We start from the raw sequence: 18,727 nt of genomic DNA on the forward strand, positions 1-18,727 counted from the left end.
CCAGTCGCCTGCACCAGTACGTGCCCGCGGCCCACGCGCCGACCTCCGCGTGCAGCAGTGCCTCGTTGGCTTTCGTCTTGGTCCGAAAACCTCCGAAGGCGACAGCGCAGCGGAGTCGCGTCTGGCCGCATGGCCCTTGTGCTAACCCTGATCACCGCTGATGCCGCGCTCGAAGCCAACGTCTTGGGGCCACTCGGCCTGCTACTTCCTGCAATTTATTCGCTGTTCCCTCCCGGGCGGCACCATCAACGACGCAGCCACTGGATAGAGCATCCGGGAACACAGAATCGACCCCACCCGGAACTACCAGCCCAGACAAAGAAAAACACCCCGGTCCGAAGACCGGGGTGTAACCGATGACCCGACTCATCCGTGAAGGATGTGTCGACTCATCACAAATGTGGAGATGGGGGGAATTGAACCCCCCAAAATCCCATATAGACACTGAAACCGCGTCATCAGAGTTGTTGCATTTAGGGACATTAGCGCGTTTCTATGAACACACAAAACACGCCGATGTCATCCGTGATGACACGATTTTCACACGTTTCCACCACCAAAACCGACCACTCCGAACACCATCCGCGATAGAATTGGACCATGACCACAACCCCCGAAGCAGTCGAAAACTCCCCCGCGCGCTCGACCGACGAACTGATGCTCGACAGCATGGGCGCTACGCCGAACGGTTTTGAAATCAGGACTCACGCCGGAGGCCCGGAGACGGCCGACACGCTGCTGTTCATTGCGGATGCCATGCGCGATGCACTGGACGGGCACAACGCCCCGAACTATCTGGAGATGGAAGTGAAGGCGTCGGACGGCAAGCGCTACATCATGAACTTGCAGCGCGCGGGAAAGCTCACCCCTCACCAGGCGCGCGTCAATGCCGAGGAAGCGCTTGAAGCCAGCAAGCCCCGCACCATCACGAAGGCGGAGGAACTGGACGCGCTGCCGGTAGGGTCCGTCGTGCTTCACAACGGGCGAGCGTTCCAGCACTACCCGGCATACCCGGCGCCGTTCGACGAGTACCAGCAATGGAAGTGCGGCGACGGCGGATTTGTCCGCTCAACCAAGGACGGCAGCTCTATCCTCCCCGCTACCGTCCTGCATGAGGCCGCCAAGTGATCGCAAAGTGGTTCTACCTCAGCGCATTCGTCATCAATGCGGTCCTCTTTCTGGCGAACTTCCTTGAGCGCGATACGCACGACATGATCTTCCATGGCTTCGCGGCCGCGATCTGGTACGCCTGTGCAGAAAGGTCCGCCAAGTGATCCCGGCAGAGGCTGTCGAGGCGGCGGTCCCGTGGATCACGAACTTCCTTGAGCGCCGCGGCCTGTCACTCAGGGGCAAAGAGGCTGAGGCGCTGGCGGGCTACATCCTCACAGCCGCAGCCCCGCACATGCTGGCAGCGGCACAGTCGGCCGCGCTGGAGGAAGTCGCCGACCTGATTGAGCCATTCAGTGGGATCGGATTGGCGCATGGCGCGACACGGGGCGACGTCGCGCGCTGGCTCCGCGACCGGGCCGCCACCTACAGGCCCGCCGAGTGAGCCCGATCCGCGCCAGCGAGAAACTGCGCTACCCGGAGGACTGGCGAGAGATCAGCGCACGCATCCGGTTCGAGCGGGCCAACGGCCAGTGCGAATGCTTAGGCGAGTGCGGGCGGGGCACTCACGGCGACCGTTGCCCGAACCGTCACGGGATGCCCGCTTACGGCACCGGCTCCAACGTCGTGCTCACCACGGCGCACCTTGACCACACCCCGGAGAACTGCGAGGACGACAACCTGAAGGCGATGTGCCAGGGCTGCCACCTCCACTACGACAAAGGCCACCACTCCGAGACGCGGGCCGCCACGAAGGCTGCCGCCGTAGCGCTGGCTGGGCAGATGGCACTTCCGCTCGCCTGAATGGTTCCGCGGCCGGAACAATTCTGCATATCCAGCATCGGTTGATTATCAAACCTCAGCCGCCTGAAGCTCCACCCTTCGCAACGAGCACGGCCGCGAGTGAGGCTAGAACGTTGCGGTCCTCCGGTGGGAGTTGGCCGGCGCCGGGGAGTACCAGGTCTGTCCGGTTCCCCTCCCCCACATCCAAGCCGACCTGACGCGCCGCAGCCAACAACACGTCAGTCTCCGACACGCCAAGGCCGCGGGCGAACGCGCGCACCGTCACCGGATCCGGCAACAGCTTCCGCTCAAAGTCCGGGGACCCCCACTGCTGCCACGACGACAGAGTCGAAAGTGCGCCCAACGATGCCGCCCGGTCCTTCAACTCCCGGAACGAACGATCCCCCTTCAACTCCGCAATCAGGGCCGCGAGCGTCGGGCCGGTCACGGCACCACCACCGAACCGCCCAGCTTGTCCTTGATCTTCGCCAACATGCTTTCGTCCTCCGACTGGATCAACCAGCGGGGACCTTGGAGTGACGGCGTCTTGGTAAACCCCGTCATGACCTTCCCAGTAATCATCGCGTCATCCGTCTTGAAGACATGCAACCCGAGATCGCTGGAGCACTTCAGGAAGTCCTCATCGCCGCTGTCCGACTTATCCGACGCGTCGCCGGGACACTCCACACCGGACGCCACAACAGCCTCCCGCAGCTTCGACGCACTCTCATACGTCGCATCCTTCGCCGGGCCGCCACAACCAGCCAGGGCCAATACCAACACAGGTGCCCAAAGAAACCTCTTCAACGTTCCGCCTTCAATAAGGGGCCAGCCCATCCGGGCCGACCTGGTTCAGTTCCTACGCAACGAGAACACCTTCCGGATGCTCCGCCGACAACTCCACACCGATACACCGAACCGCGCACACATCCAGCATCAGCCGCTCAAGCTTCGAGAGGCCCATGAGCCGCGCATAAACCAGCTCGCAATCCACATTCAACATCACCGCCAACGCGCTGACATCACTGCACGCAATATAAGCATCCAATAGTGCCCGAAATGGGATGAAATACTCAGCCGTCATCTTCTCGACCCTGATCTCCCGTGCCATCCTGACACCCGGAGCGCCGCACGGCTCATGCTTCAGGAACTTATGGAATCTTTCATGCGTAACAGTCAAGCGTCTCTGATGTCGATCGAGCCGCTCATCCGCATGAATCAGGCCCGTAGCGTGATCGTAATAGCCTAAAACCCGACTGGGCATAACACCCAAAACCACACCGTCCACCGAGTTACTCCCAGGCCCCCGAGGATCCCCCCATGGAATCCAGTAGCCCAAGTATTGGATTAAATTTCAGTGTTCGCAACACGCAGAATATACATTTGTGGACACTGGATTTCCGCAGGTTCAGTCGTGTTTTTCCGCAGGTTTTGCGCGGCCCCTGGGCTGGCGCGGAAAGAGCTCCCGACGCGCCGCCAATTCGTACTGTTCCGTCGCCGACATCAGCCGGCCTTCACTCTTCTCCTGAACATGTTCGGCCGTGGCGGGACTCTTCTTGTCCACAAGTTTTTCCAGCTTTTCGACATATTCCTTCTCCTCGACCATAGTGCGGACCATTTCCGCTACTGCGTTCTTCTGACGTTCTGACAGCTTCTCCGTACCGGCCGGCATTGTGAGCGGCCTGGCAGCCACACCGGAGGTAATCCGGTACAGCTGTTCAACAGGGACCCGGAGCGCGGAGGCCAGCTTCTCCATGTTCTCCACGGAGGTTGTAGCGCCCGTCATGATGACCGCATTGGCCCGCGTATGGTCCGGCAGTCCGGCGACTTTTGCGAGCTGCCGGATTGAGGTGATGCCCACCTTCTGCATGAGGTCCATCCAGGGCCCCGGTATTGCTGTCATGGCTTCAATCTTCCTGTTGCTGTTACGTGTGTCAATGGAACATTTTACGGACCCGTCCACAAATACCAGCGTTGTAATTCCGGTGTTTCCATAACCCCGTAGGCAAATCCAACGATTGGATTAAATAAGTTGTAGACAGAGCCGATCACAAACGTGTAATGTGTTTCGTATCAACACACCACGACTCAGCAGGTCTCAACGGTCGAGTGTTACGTGTATAGGAAGAACACACCCCACCAAGGAGACACCATGCGCACCACCACCGAAAGGCTCGACATCAAACTCAGCAACGCCGACCTGTTCGCCCAGATCATGAAGGCGAACGGCTACACCGTGAGGACCCTCACCGAATCCGTGCAGCACGTCCTCATTCGCAAACGCTCCAAAGCCCGCATCAGCAAATCCACCATCGGCCACCTCCGATCCGGCGCCCGCAACACCGTCAACCACGACGTCGCCCTCGCCATCGCCGAACTATTCAAACTCCCCGCAAACGCACTCTTCACACCCAAAGTCGTCACCGTCACCCGCGACGTCCCATCCACCAGGAGCAAGCCATGACCCGCCCCGCAGTCCTCGAATCCCCGACCGCCCCCGATTGGACCAGCCAGGCGTTCGCCGCGCTCGAGGCCGCAGCACTCGCCGGCCACCCCTGCGACGCCCGGTCCCTCATCGCGCACGGCCTCCCGAAACCGCCCGTCGCCTGCATGTGGGGAGCATTGTTCGCCGAAGCATCCAAGGCGCGGATCATCCGCAAAGTCACCGGCCCGCGCAGATCATGGCTGGCATCCGCATGACCTACGCCGAAGCCCTCCGCCACGCAGTCCACGCCGTCATCAACGCCGACCTCCCGCTGGCCGACACCCGCACCGCCGTCATGAACCTCATCCCGAAGGAACATCATGTTGCTCACCACCAGCGCTAAGACCACCCTCCCGCAACACTCCACCGGCTGGCGGGTCATGCGACTCGTCACCGACCGCGGCGGCAAGAACCTCGTGGAACCGCCCACGGCGTGGGGACGCCATCGGAACCTCACCGCTGAGGAAGCGTTCAAACTCCTCGAACGGCGTGTCCGAATCGCCCGCGGCCTCATGAGCCTCCGGGAAACCAGACCGTGACCGCAGCGCCGACGGAGGCGCCCCGCACCTACACGGTCGCCCAGCTCGCGGACATCCTCCAGATCGACCCCCGCACCGTCCGCACCAAAGCCCGCACCGGAACCTGGCCATCACTCGACTTCGGCCCCCGCACCATCCGCTTCACCGAAACCCACCTCGACACCATCCTCACCACATCAGAAGCAACCCCACCACCAGAGCGGACCACACGCCGCAGAACAAGGAGACCGTCATGAACAGATGCGCCGGAACGTGGGAAACCACCGGCAACATCCGCGTCCACCGCCCATGCACCCACCGCCCCACCAGATAGGAGAACCGCCATGCAACTCCCCTACGTTGAACCCGTCTTCGGCAAGCACGCCGCCAAACTCACCCGCGAAGAAATCCGCGAACAGGGCCTCACCCTCGCAGCAAACGGCGGCACCATCCACACTGGCTGGGGCAAGCACCGCCGCAACCTCTACGAACACATCAGCTACCGAGTAGTCGAGGCCGCATAATGTCCATCCGCAAAACCACCGAACGCCACGCCCGCGCCGTCATCCTCTCCCAGTGCCGCCAGTTCATCGAAGACACCACCTGGGACGAACCCGGCACCGTATGGGACCGCCGCGTCGAAAACCTCGCCAAGATGCTCGACGCCGAGACGGGGGCCGACATCTCCCAGAAAGCCATCGCCGACCTCCGCGAACTCGTCACCACCCTCGAAGAGATCCAGTCCGTCGACGCCGGCACCCACCACCGCATCGTCATGAACACCGCACTGACGATCGACAACCGCCCCGACCTCCGCGACGAACTCAACCAAACCCTCCGCGACAACATCGCCGAGCTGCTCCAGGTCGCCGCGTTCCGCGCAACAGACGATCGGCAGGTGGCGGCGTGAGCACCATCGAAGAACTCGAAGCGCAGGGTTACATCGTGATCCCACCCACCGACCTTCCCGAGATAAAGACCAACGAGGACGAACTACTCGCCTACTGCGACGGCATAGACAAGATGGCCCTCTACGGATCCTTGATCAAGCGGAGCGTCCCACTCCCGTCCACATCAAACCTCGGCGCCAACCACTCCGTCAGCAACGAGTACCGCCGCGCCGTGGCTCACCTTGCAATGGCCAAGTGGTACGAGGAGAACCTGCCCTTCGAGGAGAAGGTCTGCAAGCTGCGCAACGAGATCCTCAAGGGCGACGGGATGGAATGGTGGCAGGCCAAGCCTAAGCGGATGCGCACGGCGACCAAGCAGGCACGCGCCCTCCTGCGGGTGCAGCCATGACCGCCGCCATGTACTCGGCCAGCATGGTCATCTCCCCTGCTGGGTACGCGCGCCGGATCCGCGCCGCCGAACGCCGCGTCACGATCGCCCAAAAACGGGCATCCACCAACCCCACCCCCGCCAACCGGGAAGCCTCCGCCGAACTCGAAGCAGGCCTCACCCGACTCAAAGCAGAGGCCGCGACGATATGACCGAGAGAACGTTCAACCCCAAGATTCACGCACTGCCGAACAGTAAGACCATCCTCATCGACCTCGGCCAGGACAACTACCTGAGCATGTCGGCCGACGTCGCAAAGAAGTTCGCCGGCCGGATCCTAACCGCCGCCAACGAAGCCGAAGGCAATCTGCCCGCACACATGTTCGTGATCGAGGTGGAGAAGTGAGCCGCCAGCCGATCCGCCTGACCCGCCGCGGGGAACTCGTATTCGGTGCACTCGGCGCCATCCTCGCGCTCGTCATCACCCCGGCCGCATGGACCGTGTTCCTGGTGGTGGCACGATGAGCACCTCACTCGACCTGGACATCTCAGCACTCGTCGGCGAGATGGACGCCGTGCCCTGCGAACATACCCAGCACGGGCTCCACCCGCTCCACACCGACAGCCCCGCAAGCCACTACGTCCGCGTGCACTGCCCATCATGCCCGTACGACTCCGGCGTGTTCGCCGCCTGCCAAGGATTCATCGCCGCCGTCCTCGCCAACATGACGGGAAGATGCTTCGGATGCGACACCACCACCCCCGCCAGCGAAGCAGTCACCATCCTCGGACCCGTAGGAGGTTCCAAATGAGCTTGAAATGCCCCCGATGCAACCGCCGCACGTTCGTTCCTGCCCGTGTCGGTAACTTCCGGGTCCGGCCCACGAACCTCCCGGCCGGGGTCATCGCCGCTATCACGTTGGATGGGACGTGCACGACTTGCTACCGGTTCCTCAAGGGCAAGACCCGGCTCATCACCAAAGGCACCACGAGCAAGGAAGAGCGCGTCTACCGGCACACCATGAGCGACGCCGAAATCGAGCAGGCCCGGCAAGAGCTCCAGAGATTGTGGGCCGCGAGACGCCGGAGAGGCGTCCACCCCGAAGGCCTGGACCCCGCCACGCTCCACCGGCCCGGACTGACATTGCTTGAAGCCTGAAAATTGGTGGATGTTTAGTGCTGGAAACACTACAAATTGTCATTACAAGCATGTAGAGTCTACTTATCACCTTCCCGCAAGATCCCCCTTGAGAGGTAAACCAAATGAGCAAGCTCACGTTCGCAGAGTTCAGCAAGTTCCAGCGACTCAACTACGTCCAGATCGCACCCTCCGGCTCGCTCGTCGCCCTCGCTGGCAAGAACAAGCAGGGAAAGTCGAGCATCCTTGACGGACTCGAAGCCGCCATCTGCGGGCACAACGGCAGAGTCATCACCCGCCCCATCAACGACGGCGCCGACAAGGCAGCCATCACCGTCGAAACTGACGACGGCCTGCAGGTCACCCGCACCTACACCCCGGCCGGCTCCAAGCTCGTCATCAAGGCAGCCGACGGCGCCAAGTACGGGCAGGCCAAGCTGGACTCCCTCATCGGCTCCCTTGGACTCGACGCCTCACAGTTCGCCAGCCTCAACGACAAGGACCAGCTCAAGACACTTCTCGGCCTCGTGGAGCTACCCTTCGACCCGGCCACTCTGGAGGACGAACGCAAGGCGATCTTCGATCAGCGCACCGAAGCCAACCGGCGCGAGAAGGAACTCACCGCGCAGGTCGCAAGGTTCCTCGCCCTTCCCGCCGACCTGCCCGCCGAAGAGGTCAGCGTCTCCGCGCTCGTCACGGCCTACCGCGAAGGTCAGGCGCTCAACGCCAAGATCATCGAAGCGGACGCCGCCGTAAGCACCTGGACCAGAAGAGTCGAACAGCTGACAGCAGAGCTTGCGACCGCGCAGGAGCAGCTGGACAACGCATCCGACTACTCCGCCAAGGCTCCCGCCCCCGTCGACGTCGACACCATTCAGCACAAGATCGACGGCGCCGAAGTCACCAACGCACAAGTCCGGGCCGCGCAGGAAAAGGCTCGACTCGAAGCCTCGCTGAAGGATGCCGACGCAGCCTCCGACGACCTGACCGCCAAGCTCGCCGCCATCGACAAGCGCAAAGCTGACGGCCTCGCCGCCGCAATCTTCCCCGTCGATGACCTCAGCTTCGACGAAGAAGGCGTGCTCTACAAGGGCCGCCCCTTCAACCGCGCGTCATCCGCTGAGAAGGTCCTCGTCTCCGCGGCCATGATGATCGCACTCAACCCGGAACTCCGGGTCCTCATCGTCCGCAACGGCAACGACCTCGACTCCGACAGCCTCACCGCACTGGAGACAATGGCCGCCGACGCAGACTTCCAGGTGTTCATCGAAATCGTCAACGAAACCGGCGACTTCGGCATCACTATCGAAGACGGCGAAGTAGCGGCATGAGCCCCGACCAGTGCTACTGCCGCGGCGCCGGCATCTGCGACAACAACCACCACATCTGCGAGGCCTGCACCTGCGAGCACGACGGCGCACCGCATACCCAAGCCGAAGTCACATCCGGCCACGTCAACCCATCCAGTGCCCGCCTCGACGCGTGGCAAGAGAAATTGGAGGCCACCCGATGAGCTGGGAACCACAAGACGACGCACCATACGCCGAATGGATCGTCTACGGCGAAACCGGCGAAGTCATCGGCACCTACGGCCAAGACGAACACCGCGCCAAAGAAGCCGCCCGAGCCTGCGGCGGCCGCGACCTCGGCATCGAAGCCCAATACGTGGAGGTGGGAGGATGAGCGTCAAGACGGCCACGCCCGCCAAGGGCCTGACGTTCACGCACAACGGACACCGCTACAAGCTCGACGGCCTACCCGTCACCGGCGTGACCACCATCATCGGCGGCGGAATCCCCAAGCCGGCACTCGTGCGCTGGGCCCCCCGCGTTGTTGCCGAGTGGGTCACCGACCCGGACAACCGCGCACGCCTCGACGAGCTCCTGGCCGGTGATCCCGAATCCGCAATCCGCGAGCTCAAGGAACTGCCCACGAAGGTCCGCGACGAAGCCGGAGTGCGCGGCACCGCCGTCCACGACCACGCCGAAGTCCTCCACAACACCGGCGAAGCGGTCGACGTCCCGGAAGAACTCATCCCCTACGTGGAGGGCTACGCCGACTTCCTCGACAAATGGCAGATCACCACACTCCTGACCGAGCGGCCGGTCGCCAGCCGCAAGGACTGGTACGCGGGCAAGTTCGACCTGTTCTGCACCTCACCCTTCCTGGCCGATGGCAAGCCAATCCAGATCGACCTCAAAACCTCCAAGGGTGTATACGGCGAGACTGCACTGCAGACCGCCGCATACTCCAAGGCCGAGTTCTACATCGATGAGGAAGGCAACGAGCACCCACTCCCGGAAATCGTTGCCACGTACGTGGCGCACGTGACCCCGGACGGCACGGCACTCTACGAGCTGGCGCGCAACCCGGAAGAAATCGACCAGCATTACCAGATGTTTCTTGCTGCCGCCTACACCCACAAGACCGCGAAGCTCCGCGACGCGATCATCACCGAACCCCTCACCATCCCAGCCATCGAAGGAAGCGAAGCAGCATGAGCGAAGTAGCCATCACCCAGCAGCCCGGACAAGTTGCCCAGTTCGGGACACCCACCGTCGCCCCAACGGCCACGACCATCTCACTCATGGAGTGGGCGCAGGAACTCTCCGCCGCGCACCAGCTCGGCACCGCCCTCTGCAGCACCGAGTTCGTTCCGGCATCATTCCGTGGGAAGCCGGAAGCCGCGGCCGCCGCGATCCTCGCCGGGAAGTCCCTCGGGCTGGACCCGATGAACGCGCTGGCGAACATCTTTGTCGTCTCCGGCCGACCCTCCATGTACGCCCGCACGATGGCCGCGCTGGTCATGCAGGCAGGCCACACCATCCGCCGCATCCAAGCCACGGAACAGAGCGTCATCTACGAAGGCAAGCGCAAGGGCGACACCACATACACCCGCGTTGAGTGGACCATCGCTCGCGCCCAGAAGGCCGGCTACACGTCGAACAAGAAATACCAGTCCGACCCCATCGCCATGCTCACGGCAAAGTGCCAGGCGGAAATCTGCCGGGTCATCGCCCCCGACGTCCTGACGGGCATCGCCGCTACCTCGGTGGAAGAGGTGGAACTGGACGACCTCGGCGAGACGGGCACCAGCACGGCCACCGAAGCGCCGAAGGCTAAGCGGACCGTCACCCGCAAGCAGCAGCCCGCACCGGAGCTCCCCGCCGCCGTGCACGACGCGCCGGCCGACGATGCAGAACCCGCGCCGGAAGATGAGCCCGACACTGCTGAGCCGGGGATCACCACCGCGCAGCTCACCAAGCTCAACATCATCCTCCAAGAGCAAGGCCTCAGTGACCGGGAGGACAAGCTCAACTACCTCTCCACCTACCTGGGCCGCTCCATCGAGTCATCCAGGGACCTGACCAAATCCGAAGCCCACCGACTCATCGACGAACACGAAACGGACGCAGCGTAACCATGGCAAACGAAACCATCATCACCGTAGTAGGCAACCTCACGAATGACCCGGAGCTGAGGTTCACGCCGTCCGGATCCGCCGTCGCCAACTTCACCATCGCTTCCACGCCGAAGACCTTCGACCGGCAGAAGAATGAATTCGTTGACGGGGAGACTCTGTTCCTCCGCTCCGCCGTGTGGCGCGAGATGGCCGAGAACGTGGCCGAGTCACTGACCAAGGGCATGCGCGTCGTGGCCCAGGGCCGCCTCAAGTCCCGCAGCTACGACACAAAAGAAGGCGAGAAGCGCACCGTCATTGAATTCGAGATTGACGAAATCGGGCCGTCTCTCCGGTTCGCCAACGCAAAGGTCAACCGCGCCCAGCGGAGTGGCAACGGCGGCGGCCAGGCTGCAGGCGGCGGATTCGGCGGCGGTTCTAGTCAAACCTCGAATGGCTCGAATGGAGGCTTCGGCGGTTCTAGTGCGCAAGCATCACAGGAAGATCCGTGGGCTACGACTCCCACATCCAACGCGGGCGGTTGGGGTAACGGCCCCGACGTCGAGCCGCCTTTTTAGGCCCCCCTTTTTTACCCACCGTGTTGCGCGTTGACCACCAACAGGAGACACCATGAGACACCCCGCTGACCGCTGGAAGATCGAATCCGGCACCGACTTCATCACCGGAAAACCCAACTGGAAAACAACCCCGCCACGCTTCGTCTACGGGCCCCGCGCCGAAGGCAAACGCTCCCACGACACCTACGACCAGGCACTCGCCCACGTCCACACCTCCAAGGAACGACGGCCCATCGTCTTCGAATCCAAGACCCACGTCGGCGAATGGTTCTGGCTCCACCCCGACGGCGCATCGGGTTGGGAAAAAACCCGCGACGAAGCCCACGCCAAGGCCGGGGCCGTCACCATCGAAACGGAAGTCGCCTGATGCCGCGCCTCACCCCCGACGGCCCATCGATCTACCCCAACTGTGGTGACAGGGCCGCCTACTACAGGCACCTCCGCAACGGCACGCAGCCCTGCCGACCCTGCAAGAACGCCCTCGCCAAATCCATGGACGAATGGCGGCATAGCACGGGCAAAGTCAAGTCCCGCGTCATCTCCGACGCCGTCATTGAGAAGCACGGAATCAAGGTCAGGGCATGAGGCCGCAGCGGATCCAGCGGAAGCGCACCAAAGGCTGGCGGATGCCGGAAGGTGCCGTCTACGTCGGGCGCGGCTCCAAGTGGGGCAACCCTCACGCCGTTGTCGAAACGGGCAGTCAAGCGGCCGCAGTCGCCGCCTACGTCAACGACTGGCTGAACGATCCCCTCCGGCTCATTAACGCATCACACACATTCCTCGAACTCGGCGGCAAAGACCTCGCATGCTGGTGCCCACTGGACAAGCCCTGCCACGCCGACGTCTTGCTTGACATTGCGAACGGGGCCGCATCATGAAGGCCCTGACCGTCAAGCAGCCGTGGGCGCGGGCCATCATCTTCGATGGCAAGGACGTGGAGAACCGCAGCAAGCCGACCAAGTACCGCGGCCAGCTGCACATCCACGCCGGGCTGGCATGGGACAAGGCGGCCGTGGCGTTCATCGCCAGGATCACCGGCAGGGCCTACATGGCTACCTTGCACGGCTCCGTCATCGGCACTGTGGACGTCGTCGGCTGCCACCACGCCGACGATTGCTGGACCGGGTCGATCGACAAATCCGACAACGTCCACGAGGAACACTGCTCATCCTGGGGCATGGAAGGGCACTACCACTGGGAACTTGCGAACCCGCAACCCGTGGAACCGTTCGCCGCCAAGGGCAAGCTCGGCATCTGGAACCTTGAGGCGCCATCATGAGCGCCACCCGCCTCCGGCCCCCGGTCATCACCGAAGCGCAGATCCTCAAGAACCGCTACGACGAAGCCCGGCAGATCAAAGACGCCTGGGACTGGCGACTGAGGAGAGCGCAGCACGAGCTCCGCGACGCCACAGTCAACGGCACCGGTGACCGCCACGCGGCCGCAAGGAACGCGGCCGCCGTCGAAATCCAAGTAGCCGACGCCGCCGGGGAACTCCGCGTCGCCCTCAACGCATGGATGCAAGCCACCCTCACCCACGAAAGGAAGACCGCGTGAGTTACACTCCGCCACCACCCGCACCCGAACGCCTCCAACAAGCCGCCGACCTCTTCGCCGACGGCGCATCCCAGCGGGAAGTGCAACGGACTACCGGCCTCGCCCGCGAAACCCTCGCCAAACACTTCCCCGGCCGCGGCTGGACGTACAAGGAAGGCGGCGACTTCCGCGCACTCACCAAGACAGCGGAAGAGCAGATCAGGAGAGTGTCCGCATGATCCCGCCCGGAGTCAGAGTCCTCACCGAATCACTCACCATCAACGGCTGGTCCTACGCGCTCAACCACAGTGAGGACTACGGCCGCCCCTACATCGAGCTCGAAGCGAGGCGCGGCGACGACGACATCCGGGTTGCCTGGCACACCCAAGAGGCGGGCACCTACCAACAGAGCGCCTGCGCCGTCAACCAGCACGACGCCACGTTCACCAAAGTCATGCAAGCAGTTGCCGCATGACCACCTACGCGCACGGCGGCAGCCCCGAAATCCGGCCCGCCCACTGGGCTAAGCCCGGACGCAAGCCCCAACCCTTCAACCCCGACCGCTGCGGCACCCTCACCGGATACAGCCGCCACGTCCGCACCGGCGAACCACTCTGCGACGCCTGCCGTAAAGCCAGAGACAACAACTACCGCGAATGGCGCGAAAAAACTAGGAGAGCAGCATGAGTACCGCATTGCTTGAGCGCCGGTCCACCCTGGACGACCTGATCCAGTCCATGCAGAACCAGAACAACGAGCTGACCGCGACGGACATGTTCTGTGGCGCCGGCGGATCCTCAACCGGCGCCCTCGAAGTTCCCGGCGTGACCATCAAGACGGCCATGAACCACTGGTCCCGTGCCATCGAGACGCACAACGCCAACCACCCCGAGACAGAGCACGTCTGCGCCGACATCCAGATCACCGACCCCCGCTACATCGCAACCTCAGACATCCTCTGGGCCTCCCCCGAGTGCACCAACCACTCGGTAGCCAAGGGCAAGAAGCGCGTCACCAACCAGCACGACCTATTCGGGGAAAGCATCGCCGACGAAGCCGCCGACAGATCCCGCGCCACCATGTGGGACGTGCCCCGATTCGCCGAATGGCACAAGTACAAGCTCATCATCACCGAGAACGTCGTAGACGCCGCCAAGTGGGTCATGTTCGACGCCTGGCTGATGGCCATGGATGCACTCGGCTACGAACACCACATCGTCTACATGAACTCCATGCACGCCCAGCTCGGCGGACTGCCCGCGCCGCAGTCCCGCGACCGCATGTACGTGATGTTCTGGCTCAAGGGCAACCGCCGGCCGAACTTCGACCTACTCATGCCTCTCGCCCACTGCGGCGCGTGCGACGAGACGGTGCGCTGCGTCCAGTCGTGGAAGAACCCGAACTACCGGTGGGGCCGCTACAAAGCCCAGTACGTCTACCGCTGCCCGAACACGAAGTGCCGCAACTCGGTCATCGAACCCGGCTGGCTGCCCGCCGCATCCGCGATCGACTGGAAGCTCCGCGGCCAGCGCATCGGCGACCGCACCAAGCCGCTCGTGCCCAAGACCATGGCCCGGATCGCTGCAGGGCTCAAGCGCTACCACGGGAAGGCCGTCAGCATTGATGCCGTCCGTGGCGCCGAGATCATCAGCCCGGTTCATGCCGAGCCGTTCCAGACGCAGACGACCAGCTACACCCGGTCACTGCTCGTGCCGGTGGAAGGCCGGGAAGGGAAGCAGGCGCAGCTGGCAGCCGACCCGATGCGGACGCAGACCACGCGCAACGAAACGGGCCTGTTGGTTCCTGCTGGCGGGACGTGGAACGATGACGCCCGGCCGCTGTCGGACCCCATGCGCGCGCTGACAACCCGGGACGCGAACGCCGTCGTAATACCGCCACTGATCATGCGCAACAACTCTGCTCCCGCGGGACAAGAATCATGCATGTCCACTCCCGCAACCCGCCCACTGGGCACGATCACGACGGCTGGGCACCAGTCCCTTGTGGCCGCGCCTGGCGCGCACCTGCTGATGGAGTACTACGGCAACGGCCAGATGCATCCCGTGTCGAAGGCCATACCGACGATCAGCACCACCGACCGGTTCGCCATGGTCACCACCATGCGCGGCACCTCACCCGAACACCTGGCCGCATCCAACGCACCCACCACCGACCCGTTCGGAACCTTCAGTGCCGGCGGCCAGCACCACGGCATCACCGAATGGACCGTCCTCGAAATTGAGGACTGCGAATTCCGGATGCTCGAACCCTACGAAATCAGCGCAGGCATGGCATTCCCCAAGTCCTACATCATGACCGGCAACAAGCGCGAACAGGTAAAACAAGCTGGCAACGCTGTTACCCCGCCAGCCGCACGGGACCTATTCATCGTGGCGGCACTCTCACTCTCCGGCGCCGAAACGCTGGTGTCCGCGTGAGCGAGTACGTCGACTTCCTCAAGGACAAGGCCGACTTCGAACGCAACTACGGTGTGCCAATCCCGGCGACGGCCGTTAACCCCATCCTCATGGAGCACCAGCGGGACATTGTCCAGTGGGCAGTCGAAGGCGGCCGCCGGGCGATCTTCGCCGCATTCGGCATGGGCAAGTCCATGATGCAGATTGAGACGCTGCGCCTCACCCTCCGCGACAGCGGCGGATCCGGGTTGATTATCGCGCCACTCGGCGTCCGCGGCGAGTTCATCCGCGACGGGATCAAGCTCGACGTGGAAATCAAGTTCATCCGCAGCGTCAAGGACATGACCTTCCACGGCGGCGGCCTGTACGTCACCAACTATGAGACTGTCCGCGACGGCAAGCTCGACCCGAACGTGTTCACGGCCGTCTCGCTCGATGAGGCTGGCGTGCTCCGGAGCTTCGGTTCCAAGACCTACCAGACGTTCCTCACCTTGTTCGACAAGGTCAAGTACCGGTTCGTTGCCACGGCAACCCCGTCCCCGAACCGATACAAGGAACTCATCCACTACGCCGGATTCTTGGGCGTCATGGACACCGGCCAGGCACTCACCCGCTGGTTCCAGCGCGACTCCACCCAGGCGAACAACCTCACCCTCTACCCGCACAAGCGGGACGAGTTCTTCATGTGGCTGAACTCGTGGTCGATCTTCCTCCAAAAGCCTTCCGACCTCGGCTACTCAGATGAGGGCTATGACCTGCCGCCACTCACGGTCAACTGGGTGGAAGTGCTTGTGGACCACAGCACCGCCGGAGTAGACCGAGATGGGCAGGCCCGACTCTTCCGGGGCGGAGCCAAAGACCTCCAAGCCACAGCAAAAGAGAAGCGGGACAGCCTCCCGGCCCGCATCGCCAAGCTCACCGAGCTCGTCAAGGAACACCACGAAACGGACGGATCTCAGATCATCCTGTGGTGTGACCTCAACGACGAACAAACCGCCATCGAACAAGCCCTCAAAGCCGCCGGCCTCACATACTCCAGCGTCCACGGCTCACTCGACCCCGACGAAGCAGAAGACCGCATCGACGCATGGCGGGACAAAAAGACGTGGGCACTCATCGGCAAACCCGTGCAGCTCGGCCAAGGCATGAACTTCCAGCAAGCCCACACCGCGATCTTCGCGGGCATCACCTACAAGTTCAACGACATCTACCAAGCCTGGCACCGCATCCAACGCTTCGGCCAAACCCACCCCTGCACCATCCACATGATCTACGCCGAATCCGAAACCGAAGTGCTCGCATCCTTCAAGGACAAGCTGGCGCGAGACAAGGAGCTCACCTCCACCATGACCGACATCATCAAAACCTACGGGCTATCAAGAAACTCCATCACCGAAGCGCTCACCAGATCAATGGGCGTCGAACGCATCGAAGCATCCGGCGCCGGCTGGACCCTCGCCAACAACGACTGCGTTGACGAAGCCACCAACCACATGGACGAGAACAGTGTCGACATGATCGTCACTTCCATCCCCTTCAGCAACCACTACGAATACACACCCTCCTACAACGACTTCGGGCACACCGACGACAACGACCACTTCTGGGCCCAGATGGACTTCCTCACCCCGCAGCTGCTCAAAGTGCTCAGGCCCGGCCGGATCTACGCCTGCCACGTCAAGGACCGCATCAACTTCGGCAACGTCACCGGCGCCGGTATCCCCACAGTGAGCCCATTCCATGCTGAGGCACTCTTCCATGGAGTGAAGCATGGCTTCGACTACATGGGCATGGTCACCGTCGTCACCGACGTCGTCCGCGAGAACAACCAGACCTACCGCCTCGGCTACACCGAAATGCGGAAGGACGGGACGAAGATGGGCGTCGGCTCCCCCGAGTACATCCTGCTCTTCCACAAGCCCCAGACCGACCGCTCCAAAGGCTACGCGGACGACCGGGTCACCAAGGAAAAGGACGACTACTCACTCGCCCGATGGCAGGTCGACGCACATGCCAACTGGCGCTCCAGCGGCGACCGACACCTCACCACCGACGAACTCGCCGCACTCCCCGTAGAGCAGCGCTCCAGGCTCTTCACCGAACAGACCCTCCGCGAGGTCTACGACTACGAATCCCACATCAAAGTCGGCGAAGCGCTGCAGGGCAAGGGCGCACTCCCCGCCACCTTCATGTCCCTCATGCCCGGATCCTGGGCGCCGGATGTCTGGCACGACATCAACCGGATGCTCACCCTCAACGGGGAGCAGAAGCGCCGCAACGTCCAGATGCATGTTTGCCCGCTCCAGTTCGACATCGTGGACCGGCTCATCGAGCGGTACACCAACCCCGGCGACCTCGTATTCGACCCCTTCGGAGGCCTCGGAACGGTGCCACTGCGGGCGCTCAAGCTGGGCAGGAAAGGCCGCTCCTCCGAACTCAACTCCGGGTACTTCCTCGACTCCGTCAAGTACCTCGAGGCGGAGGAAAACAAGCAGGCCATGCCCACCTTGTTCGACGCCATCGGGGCCTGATCAGTGGCTTGGTTCAACGCGGATGACAAGATGCATTCGCACCCGAAATGTAGACGGGCAGGACTCGAAGCCATGGGGCTTTGGGTCCTGGCCGGCACCCTCTGCACCGACTACCTGACGGACGGGCTCGTGCCCGCATGGTACGTCAACTCGTGGCCTCGTGGCCCGGAGCTTGCGCGGGAACTTGTAGCGTGCGGATTCTGGGCGAGGGCCGGGGAGGACTGGCAGTTTCTGTCGTGGGCGGAGTACCAGCGCACCAAGGAAAAGGTCCTTGAAGACCGGGAAGCTGCGCGGATCCGCATGGCTGAATGGCGGGCGAACAACCCCAAAAAGAAACCGAAGGCCTGACCTTTGGCCGACGCATGCCCAGCGTGTTACAGCGAACGAATTTAGAACGTACGAATAACGTACGCCGTTCGTTCAAGTGTCCAAGACCAAGACCAAGACCAAGACCAAGTTAAAGAAGTGGTCACCTTCCAAAGGCATGTCGCCTTTTGTTTTTGCTCTTCAACTTCCAAGACATTTTCTTCTATCTCACCTACCTGAACGCGAGAATCTGAAAGGAGCAGCAGATGGCCAGCTTCAACCAAGAACAGGCATCAGCGATTAGCTACACGATCCGCACGCTCCGGCCGGGATGGAACTACGGGGCACTGATGCGCATCCTCGAAGGCTTCGCGAATGAGGGCCGGCCGGTTGACCTCGTCGTCACGGCTTGCTTCAGGGCCGCGCAGGATCCGAAAGCGCAGGCACCGACGGCGATCAGCTGGGAGCAGTTCTGGGCGAAGGCCGGGAATGGCAAAGCGGATGACGGGACCAGGCTGTGCAGCGAGTGCCTGACCCGGAAGCCGATGGGGCACATGGCATCGACTCAGCCGCCGTTCATCTGCCAAACATGCCACGAGCGCTAGGCGCCTCTGTAGGCCCCGCAAATCCTCCCGAACGTCCAACCACCC

39 protein-coding genes and 1 pseudogene are annotated in these 18,727 nt (G+C 62.8%); 36 read left to right on the plus strand and 4 right to left on the minus strand.

The features are described 5' to 3' along the window. Positions 1-241 precede the first annotated feature (241 nt). From NG696_RS21210 to NG696_RS19385, 5 genes and pseudogenes are all read left to right on the plus strand, one after another. Positions 242-376, plus strand: a pseudogene (locus NG696_RS21210) (IS481 family transposase); the annotation flags it as partial. Between the two features lie 224 nt (positions 377-600). After that, positions 601-1,128: a hypothetical protein gene (locus NG696_RS19370; RefSeq protein WP_252576410.1), complete on the plus strand. Its 528-nt coding sequence runs from the start codon at positions 601-603 to the stop codon at positions 1,126-1,128. After that, positions 1,125-1,274: a hypothetical protein gene (locus NG696_RS19375; RefSeq protein WP_252576412.1), complete on the plus strand. Its 150-nt coding sequence runs from the start codon at positions 1,125-1,127 to the stop codon at positions 1,272-1,274. The genes NG696_RS19370 and NG696_RS19375 overlap by 4 nt, the downstream gene beginning before the upstream one ends. Beyond that, the gene (locus NG696_RS19380; RefSeq protein WP_252576413.1) at positions 1,271-1,552 is read left to right on the plus strand and encodes a hypothetical protein; all 282 of its coding nucleotides are present in this window, start codon (positions 1,271-1,273) and stop codon (positions 1,550-1,552) included. The genes NG696_RS19375 and NG696_RS19380 overlap by 4 nt, the downstream gene beginning before the upstream one ends. Next, the gene (locus tag NG696_RS19385; RefSeq protein WP_252576415.1) at positions 1,549-1,911 is read left to right on the plus strand and encodes a hypothetical protein; all 363 of its coding nucleotides are present in this window, start codon (positions 1,549-1,551) and stop codon (positions 1,909-1,911) included. The genes NG696_RS19380 and NG696_RS19385 overlap by 4 nt, the downstream gene beginning before the upstream one ends. A 55-nt stretch (positions 1,912-1,966) precedes the next feature. On the opposite strand, the gene NG696_RS19390 is transcribed toward NG696_RS19385, so the two are convergent. The 4 genes from NG696_RS19390 to NG696_RS19405 form a co-directional block, all read right to left on the minus strand. Continuing rightward, positions 1,967-2,338 (minus strand): hypothetical protein, encoded by a 372-nt coding sequence (locus NG696_RS19390; protein ID WP_252576417.1) that lies wholly within the window; start codon positions 2,336-2,338, stop codon positions 1,967-1,969. Then, positions 2,335-2,727 (minus strand): hypothetical protein, encoded by a 393-nt coding sequence (locus NG696_RS19395; protein WP_252576419.1) that lies wholly within the window; start codon positions 2,725-2,727, stop codon positions 2,335-2,337. Before NG696_RS19395 ends, NG696_RS19390 begins: the two co-directional genes overlap by 4 nt. A 22-nt stretch (positions 2,728-2,749) precedes the next feature. After that, positions 2,750-3,001, minus strand: a complete 252-nt coding sequence (locus tag NG696_RS19400) for a hypothetical protein (protein WP_252576421.1) — start codon at positions 2,999-3,001, stop codon at positions 2,750-2,752. Positions 3,002-3,298: 297 nt separating this feature from the next. After that, positions 3,299-3,793 (minus strand): hypothetical protein, encoded by a 495-nt coding sequence (locus NG696_RS19405; RefSeq protein ID WP_252576422.1) that lies wholly within the window; start codon positions 3,791-3,793, stop codon positions 3,299-3,301. 249 nt (positions 3,794-4,042) lie between these two features. Between NG696_RS19405 and NG696_RS19410 the strand changes: the two genes are divergently transcribed. The 31 genes from NG696_RS19410 (at position 4,043) to NG696_RS19550 (ending at position 18,682) form a co-directional block, all read left to right on the plus strand. After that, positions 4,043-4,354 (plus strand): hypothetical protein, encoded by a 312-nt coding sequence (locus NG696_RS19410; RefSeq protein WP_252576424.1) that lies wholly within the window; start codon positions 4,043-4,045, stop codon positions 4,352-4,354. After that, positions 4,351-4,590 carry a hypothetical protein gene (locus NG696_RS19415; RefSeq protein WP_252576425.1) on the plus strand — a complete coding sequence of 80 codons (240 nt, stop codon included), beginning with the start codon at positions 4,351-4,353 and terminating at the stop codon, positions 4,588-4,590. Before NG696_RS19410 ends, NG696_RS19415 begins: the two co-directional genes overlap by 4 nt. Beyond that, complete coding sequence (locus tag NG696_RS20855) at positions 4,587-4,718, plus strand: hypothetical protein (protein ID WP_256472346.1); 132 nt, start codon at positions 4,587-4,589, stop codon at positions 4,716-4,718. Before NG696_RS19415 ends, NG696_RS20855 begins: the two co-directional genes overlap by 4 nt. Next, on the plus strand, positions 4,696-4,914 hold the full coding sequence (locus NG696_RS19420; protein WP_252576426.1) for a hypothetical protein: 219 nt from the start codon (positions 4,696-4,698) through the stop codon (positions 4,912-4,914). Before NG696_RS20855 ends, NG696_RS19420 begins: the two co-directional genes overlap by 23 nt. Then, positions 4,911-5,150 (plus strand): helix-turn-helix domain-containing protein, encoded by a 240-nt coding sequence (locus NG696_RS19425; protein WP_252576428.1) that lies wholly within the window; start codon positions 4,911-4,913, stop codon positions 5,148-5,150. Before NG696_RS19420 ends, NG696_RS19425 begins: the two co-directional genes overlap by 4 nt. Positions 5,151-5,237: 87 nt before the next feature. Then, on the plus strand, positions 5,238-5,417 hold the full coding sequence (locus tag NG696_RS19430) for a hypothetical protein (RefSeq protein ID WP_252576429.1): 180 nt from the start codon (positions 5,238-5,240) through the stop codon (positions 5,415-5,417). Beyond that, the gene (locus NG696_RS19435) at positions 5,417-5,803 is read left to right on the plus strand and encodes a hypothetical protein (protein WP_252576431.1); all 387 of its coding nucleotides are present in this window, start codon (positions 5,417-5,419) and stop codon (positions 5,801-5,803) included. The genes NG696_RS19430 and NG696_RS19435 overlap by 1 nt, the downstream gene beginning before the upstream one ends. After that, on the plus strand, positions 5,800-6,192 hold the full coding sequence (locus NG696_RS19440; RefSeq protein WP_252576432.1) for a hypothetical protein: 393 nt from the start codon (positions 5,800-5,802) through the stop codon (positions 6,190-6,192). Before NG696_RS19435 ends, NG696_RS19440 begins: the two co-directional genes overlap by 4 nt. Next, entirely contained in the window at positions 6,189-6,383 is a 195-nt protein-coding gene (locus tag NG696_RS19445; protein ID WP_252576433.1) for a hypothetical protein, read from the plus strand. The genes NG696_RS19440 and NG696_RS19445 overlap by 4 nt, the downstream gene beginning before the upstream one ends. After that, positions 6,380-6,577 (plus strand): hypothetical protein, encoded by a 198-nt coding sequence (locus tag NG696_RS19450; RefSeq protein ID WP_252576434.1) that lies wholly within the window; start codon positions 6,380-6,382, stop codon positions 6,575-6,577. Before NG696_RS19445 ends, NG696_RS19450 begins: the two co-directional genes overlap by 4 nt. Further along, entirely contained in the window at positions 6,574-6,696 is a 123-nt protein-coding gene (locus NG696_RS20860; RefSeq protein ID WP_256472347.1) for a hypothetical protein, read from the plus strand. The genes NG696_RS19450 and NG696_RS20860 overlap by 4 nt, the downstream gene beginning before the upstream one ends. Then, a complete protein-coding gene (locus NG696_RS19455; protein WP_252576435.1) occupies positions 6,693-6,983 on the plus strand; it encodes a hypothetical protein in 291 nt (96 codons plus the stop codon). The genes NG696_RS20860 and NG696_RS19455 overlap by 4 nt, the downstream gene beginning before the upstream one ends. Further along, the gene (locus NG696_RS19460; RefSeq protein WP_252576436.1) at positions 6,980-7,330 is read left to right on the plus strand and encodes a hypothetical protein; all 351 of its coding nucleotides are present in this window, start codon (positions 6,980-6,982) and stop codon (positions 7,328-7,330) included. The genes NG696_RS19455 and NG696_RS19460 overlap by 4 nt, the downstream gene beginning before the upstream one ends. Before the next feature lie 104 nt (positions 7,331-7,434). Then, positions 7,435-8,640, plus strand: a complete 1,206-nt coding sequence (locus NG696_RS19465; RefSeq protein ID WP_252576437.1) for a hypothetical protein — start codon at positions 7,435-7,437, stop codon at positions 8,638-8,640. Next, positions 8,637-8,822, plus strand: a complete 186-nt coding sequence (locus tag NG696_RS19470) for a hypothetical protein (protein ID WP_252576438.1) — start codon at positions 8,637-8,639, stop codon at positions 8,820-8,822. The genes NG696_RS19465 and NG696_RS19470 overlap by 4 nt, the downstream gene beginning before the upstream one ends. After that, the gene (locus NG696_RS19475; protein WP_252576440.1) at positions 8,819-8,992 is read left to right on the plus strand and encodes a hypothetical protein; all 174 of its coding nucleotides are present in this window, start codon (positions 8,819-8,821) and stop codon (positions 8,990-8,992) included. The genes NG696_RS19470 and NG696_RS19475 overlap by 4 nt, the downstream gene beginning before the upstream one ends. Further along, positions 8,989-9,810 (plus strand): hypothetical protein, encoded by an 822-nt coding sequence (locus NG696_RS19480; protein WP_252576441.1) that lies wholly within the window; start codon positions 8,989-8,991, stop codon positions 9,808-9,810. The genes NG696_RS19475 and NG696_RS19480 overlap by 4 nt, the downstream gene beginning before the upstream one ends. Beyond that, positions 9,807-10,730: a hypothetical protein gene (locus NG696_RS19485; RefSeq protein WP_252576443.1), complete on the plus strand. Its 924-nt coding sequence runs from the start codon at positions 9,807-9,809 to the stop codon at positions 10,728-10,730. Before NG696_RS19480 ends, NG696_RS19485 begins: the two co-directional genes overlap by 4 nt. Positions 10,731-10,732: 2 nt before the next feature. Further along, a complete protein-coding gene (locus tag NG696_RS19490; RefSeq protein ID WP_252576444.1) occupies positions 10,733-11,287 on the plus strand; it encodes a single-stranded DNA-binding protein in 555 nt (184 codons plus the stop codon). A 52-nt stretch (positions 11,288-11,339) separates the two neighbouring features. Continuing rightward, positions 11,340-11,654 carry a hypothetical protein gene (locus NG696_RS19495; protein WP_252576446.1) on the plus strand — a complete coding sequence of 105 codons (315 nt, stop codon included), beginning with the start codon at positions 11,340-11,342 and terminating at the stop codon, positions 11,652-11,654. Beyond that, a complete protein-coding gene (locus NG696_RS19500; RefSeq protein ID WP_252576448.1) occupies positions 11,654-11,872 on the plus strand; it encodes a hypothetical protein in 219 nt (72 codons plus the stop codon). Before NG696_RS19495 ends, NG696_RS19500 begins: the two co-directional genes overlap by 1 nt. Next, entirely contained in the window at positions 11,869-12,165 is a 297-nt protein-coding gene (locus NG696_RS19505) for a DUF4326 domain-containing protein (protein ID WP_252576449.1), read from the plus strand. Before NG696_RS19500 ends, NG696_RS19505 begins: the two co-directional genes overlap by 4 nt. Continuing rightward, positions 12,162-12,566 (plus strand): ASCH domain-containing protein, encoded by a 405-nt coding sequence (locus NG696_RS19510; RefSeq protein ID WP_252576451.1) that lies wholly within the window; start codon positions 12,162-12,164, stop codon positions 12,564-12,566. Before NG696_RS19505 ends, NG696_RS19510 begins: the two co-directional genes overlap by 4 nt. Next, positions 12,563-12,844: a hypothetical protein gene (locus NG696_RS19515; protein WP_252576452.1), complete on the plus strand. Its 282-nt coding sequence runs from the start codon at positions 12,563-12,565 to the stop codon at positions 12,842-12,844. Before NG696_RS19510 ends, NG696_RS19515 begins: the two co-directional genes overlap by 4 nt. Further along, positions 12,841-13,062, plus strand: coding sequence for a hypothetical protein (locus NG696_RS19520; RefSeq protein WP_252576454.1), 222 nt, complete (start codon positions 12,841-12,843; stop codon positions 13,060-13,062). The genes NG696_RS19515 and NG696_RS19520 overlap by 4 nt, the downstream gene beginning before the upstream one ends. Further along, positions 13,059-13,298, plus strand: coding sequence for a hypothetical protein (locus NG696_RS19525; protein WP_252576456.1), 240 nt, complete (start codon positions 13,059-13,061; stop codon positions 13,296-13,298). The genes NG696_RS19520 and NG696_RS19525 overlap by 4 nt, the downstream gene beginning before the upstream one ends. Beyond that, the gene (locus NG696_RS19530; protein WP_252576457.1) at positions 13,295-13,510 is read left to right on the plus strand and encodes a hypothetical protein; all 216 of its coding nucleotides are present in this window, start codon (positions 13,295-13,297) and stop codon (positions 13,508-13,510) included. Before NG696_RS19525 ends, NG696_RS19530 begins: the two co-directional genes overlap by 4 nt. Further along, the gene (locus NG696_RS19535; protein ID WP_252576459.1) at positions 13,507-15,261 is read left to right on the plus strand and encodes a DNA cytosine methyltransferase; all 1,755 of its coding nucleotides are present in this window, start codon (positions 13,507-13,509) and stop codon (positions 15,259-15,261) included. The genes NG696_RS19530 and NG696_RS19535 overlap by 4 nt, the downstream gene beginning before the upstream one ends. After that, positions 15,258-17,771, plus strand: a complete 2,514-nt coding sequence (locus tag NG696_RS19540) for a DNA methyltransferase (RefSeq protein WP_252576460.1) — start codon at positions 15,258-15,260, stop codon at positions 17,769-17,771. Before NG696_RS19535 ends, NG696_RS19540 begins: the two co-directional genes overlap by 4 nt. 3 nt (positions 17,772-17,774) lie before the next feature. Beyond that, a complete protein-coding gene (locus NG696_RS19545) occupies positions 17,775-18,119 on the plus strand; it encodes a hypothetical protein (RefSeq protein WP_252576462.1) in 345 nt (114 codons plus the stop codon). Positions 18,120-18,343: 224 nt separating this feature from the next. Then, on the plus strand, positions 18,344-18,682 hold the full coding sequence (locus NG696_RS19550) for a hypothetical protein (RefSeq protein ID WP_252576463.1): 339 nt from the start codon (positions 18,344-18,346) through the stop codon (positions 18,680-18,682). Positions 18,683-18,727 lie beyond the last annotated feature (45 nt).

Origin of the sequence: Pseudarthrobacter cellobiosi (assembly GCF_023913755.1) — a bacterium.
GTDB lineage: Bacteria > Actinomycetota > Actinomycetes > Actinomycetales > Micrococcaceae > Arthrobacter > Arthrobacter cellobiosi.

What these genes read in the sequence shown, in the direction of transcription:
- NG696_RS19415 (WP_252576425.1), top strand. Translation starts at nt 4,351, where the DNA reads ATGACCCGCCCCGCAGTCCTCGAATCCCCGACCGCCCCCGATTGGACC.
- NG696_RS19475 (WP_252576440.1), top strand. Translation starts at nt 8,819, where the DNA reads ATGAGCTGGGAACCACAAGACGACGCACCATACGCCGAATGGATCGTC.
- NG696_RS19525 (WP_252576456.1), top strand. Translation starts at nt 13,059, where the DNA reads ATGATCCCGCCCGGAGTCAGAGTCCTCACCGAATCACTCACCATCAAC.
- NG696_RS19485 (WP_252576443.1), top strand. Translation starts at nt 9,807, where the DNA reads ATGAGCGAAGTAGCCATCACCCAGCAGCCCGGACAAGTTGCCCAGTTC.
- NG696_RS19465 (WP_252576437.1), top strand. Translation starts at nt 7,435, where the DNA reads ATGAGCAAGCTCACGTTCGCAGAGTTCAGCAAGTTCCAGCGACTCAAC.
- NG696_RS19450 (WP_252576434.1), top strand. Translation starts at nt 6,380, where the DNA reads ATGACCGAGAGAACGTTCAACCCCAAGATTCACGCACTGCCGAACAGT.
- NG696_RS19370 (WP_252576410.1), top strand. Translation starts at nt 601, where the DNA reads ATGACCACAACCCCCGAAGCAGTCGAAAACTCCCCCGCGCGCTCGACC.
- NG696_RS19490 (WP_252576444.1), top strand. Translation starts at nt 10,733, where the DNA reads ATGGCAAACGAAACCATCATCACCGTAGTAGGCAACCTCACGAATGAC.
- NG696_RS19505 (WP_252576449.1), top strand. Translation starts at nt 11,869, where the DNA reads ATGAGGCCGCAGCGGATCCAGCGGAAGCGCACCAAAGGCTGGCGGATG.
- NG696_RS19400 (WP_252576421.1), bottom strand. Translation starts at nt 3,001, where the DNA reads ATGGCACGGGAGATCAGGGTCGAGAAGATGACGGCTGAGTATTTCATC.
- NG696_RS20855 (WP_256472346.1), top strand. Translation starts at nt 4,587, where the DNA reads ATGACCTACGCCGAAGCCCTCCGCCACGCAGTCCACGCCGTCATCAAC.
- NG696_RS19405 (WP_252576422.1), bottom strand. Translation starts at nt 3,793, where the DNA reads ATGACAGCAATACCGGGGCCCTGGATGGACCTCATGCAGAAGGTGGGC.
- NG696_RS19515 (WP_252576452.1), top strand. Translation starts at nt 12,563, where the DNA reads ATGAGCGCCACCCGCCTCCGGCCCCCGGTCATCACCGAAGCGCAGATC.
- NG696_RS19410 (WP_252576424.1), top strand. Translation starts at nt 4,043, where the DNA reads ATGCGCACCACCACCGAAAGGCTCGACATCAAACTCAGCAACGCCGAC.
- NG696_RS19435 (WP_252576431.1), top strand. Translation starts at nt 5,417, where the DNA reads ATGTCCATCCGCAAAACCACCGAACGCCACGCCCGCGCCGTCATCCTC.
- NG696_RS19510 (WP_252576451.1), top strand. Translation starts at nt 12,162, where the DNA reads ATGAAGGCCCTGACCGTCAAGCAGCCGTGGGCGCGGGCCATCATCTTC.
- NG696_RS19470 (WP_252576438.1), top strand. Translation starts at nt 8,637, where the DNA reads ATGAGCCCCGACCAGTGCTACTGCCGCGGCGCCGGCATCTGCGACAAC.
- NG696_RS19445 (WP_252576433.1), top strand. Translation starts at nt 6,189, where the DNA reads ATGACCGCCGCCATGTACTCGGCCAGCATGGTCATCTCCCCTGCTGGG.
- NG696_RS19460 (WP_252576436.1), top strand. Translation starts at nt 6,980, where the DNA reads ATGAGCTTGAAATGCCCCCGATGCAACCGCCGCACGTTCGTTCCTGCC.
- NG696_RS19550 (WP_252576463.1), top strand. Translation starts at nt 18,344, where the DNA reads ATGGCCAGCTTCAACCAAGAACAGGCATCAGCGATTAGCTACACGATC.
- NG696_RS19495 (WP_252576446.1), top strand. Translation starts at nt 11,340, where the DNA reads ATGAGACACCCCGCTGACCGCTGGAAGATCGAATCCGGCACCGACTTC.
- NG696_RS19430 (WP_252576429.1), top strand. Translation starts at nt 5,238, where the DNA reads ATGCAACTCCCCTACGTTGAACCCGTCTTCGGCAAGCACGCCGCCAAA.
- NG696_RS19535 (WP_252576459.1), top strand. Translation starts at nt 13,507, where the DNA reads ATGAGTACCGCATTGCTTGAGCGCCGGTCCACCCTGGACGACCTGATC.
- NG696_RS19420 (WP_252576426.1), top strand. Translation starts at nt 4,696, where the DNA reads ATGTTGCTCACCACCAGCGCTAAGACCACCCTCCCGCAACACTCCACC.
- NG696_RS19480 (WP_252576441.1), top strand. Translation starts at nt 8,989, where the DNA reads ATGAGCGTCAAGACGGCCACGCCCGCCAAGGGCCTGACGTTCACGCAC.
- NG696_RS19395 (WP_252576419.1), bottom strand. Translation starts at nt 2,727, where the DNA reads ATGGGCTGGCCCCTTATTGAAGGCGGAACGTTGAAGAGGTTTCTTTGG.
- NG696_RS19455 (WP_252576435.1), top strand. Translation starts at nt 6,693, where the DNA reads ATGAGCACCTCACTCGACCTGGACATCTCAGCACTCGTCGGCGAGATG.
- NG696_RS19500 (WP_252576448.1), top strand. Translation starts at nt 11,654, where the DNA reads ATGCCGCGCCTCACCCCCGACGGCCCATCGATCTACCCCAACTGTGGT.
- NG696_RS19530 (WP_252576457.1), top strand. Translation starts at nt 13,295, where the DNA reads ATGACCACCTACGCGCACGGCGGCAGCCCCGAAATCCGGCCCGCCCAC.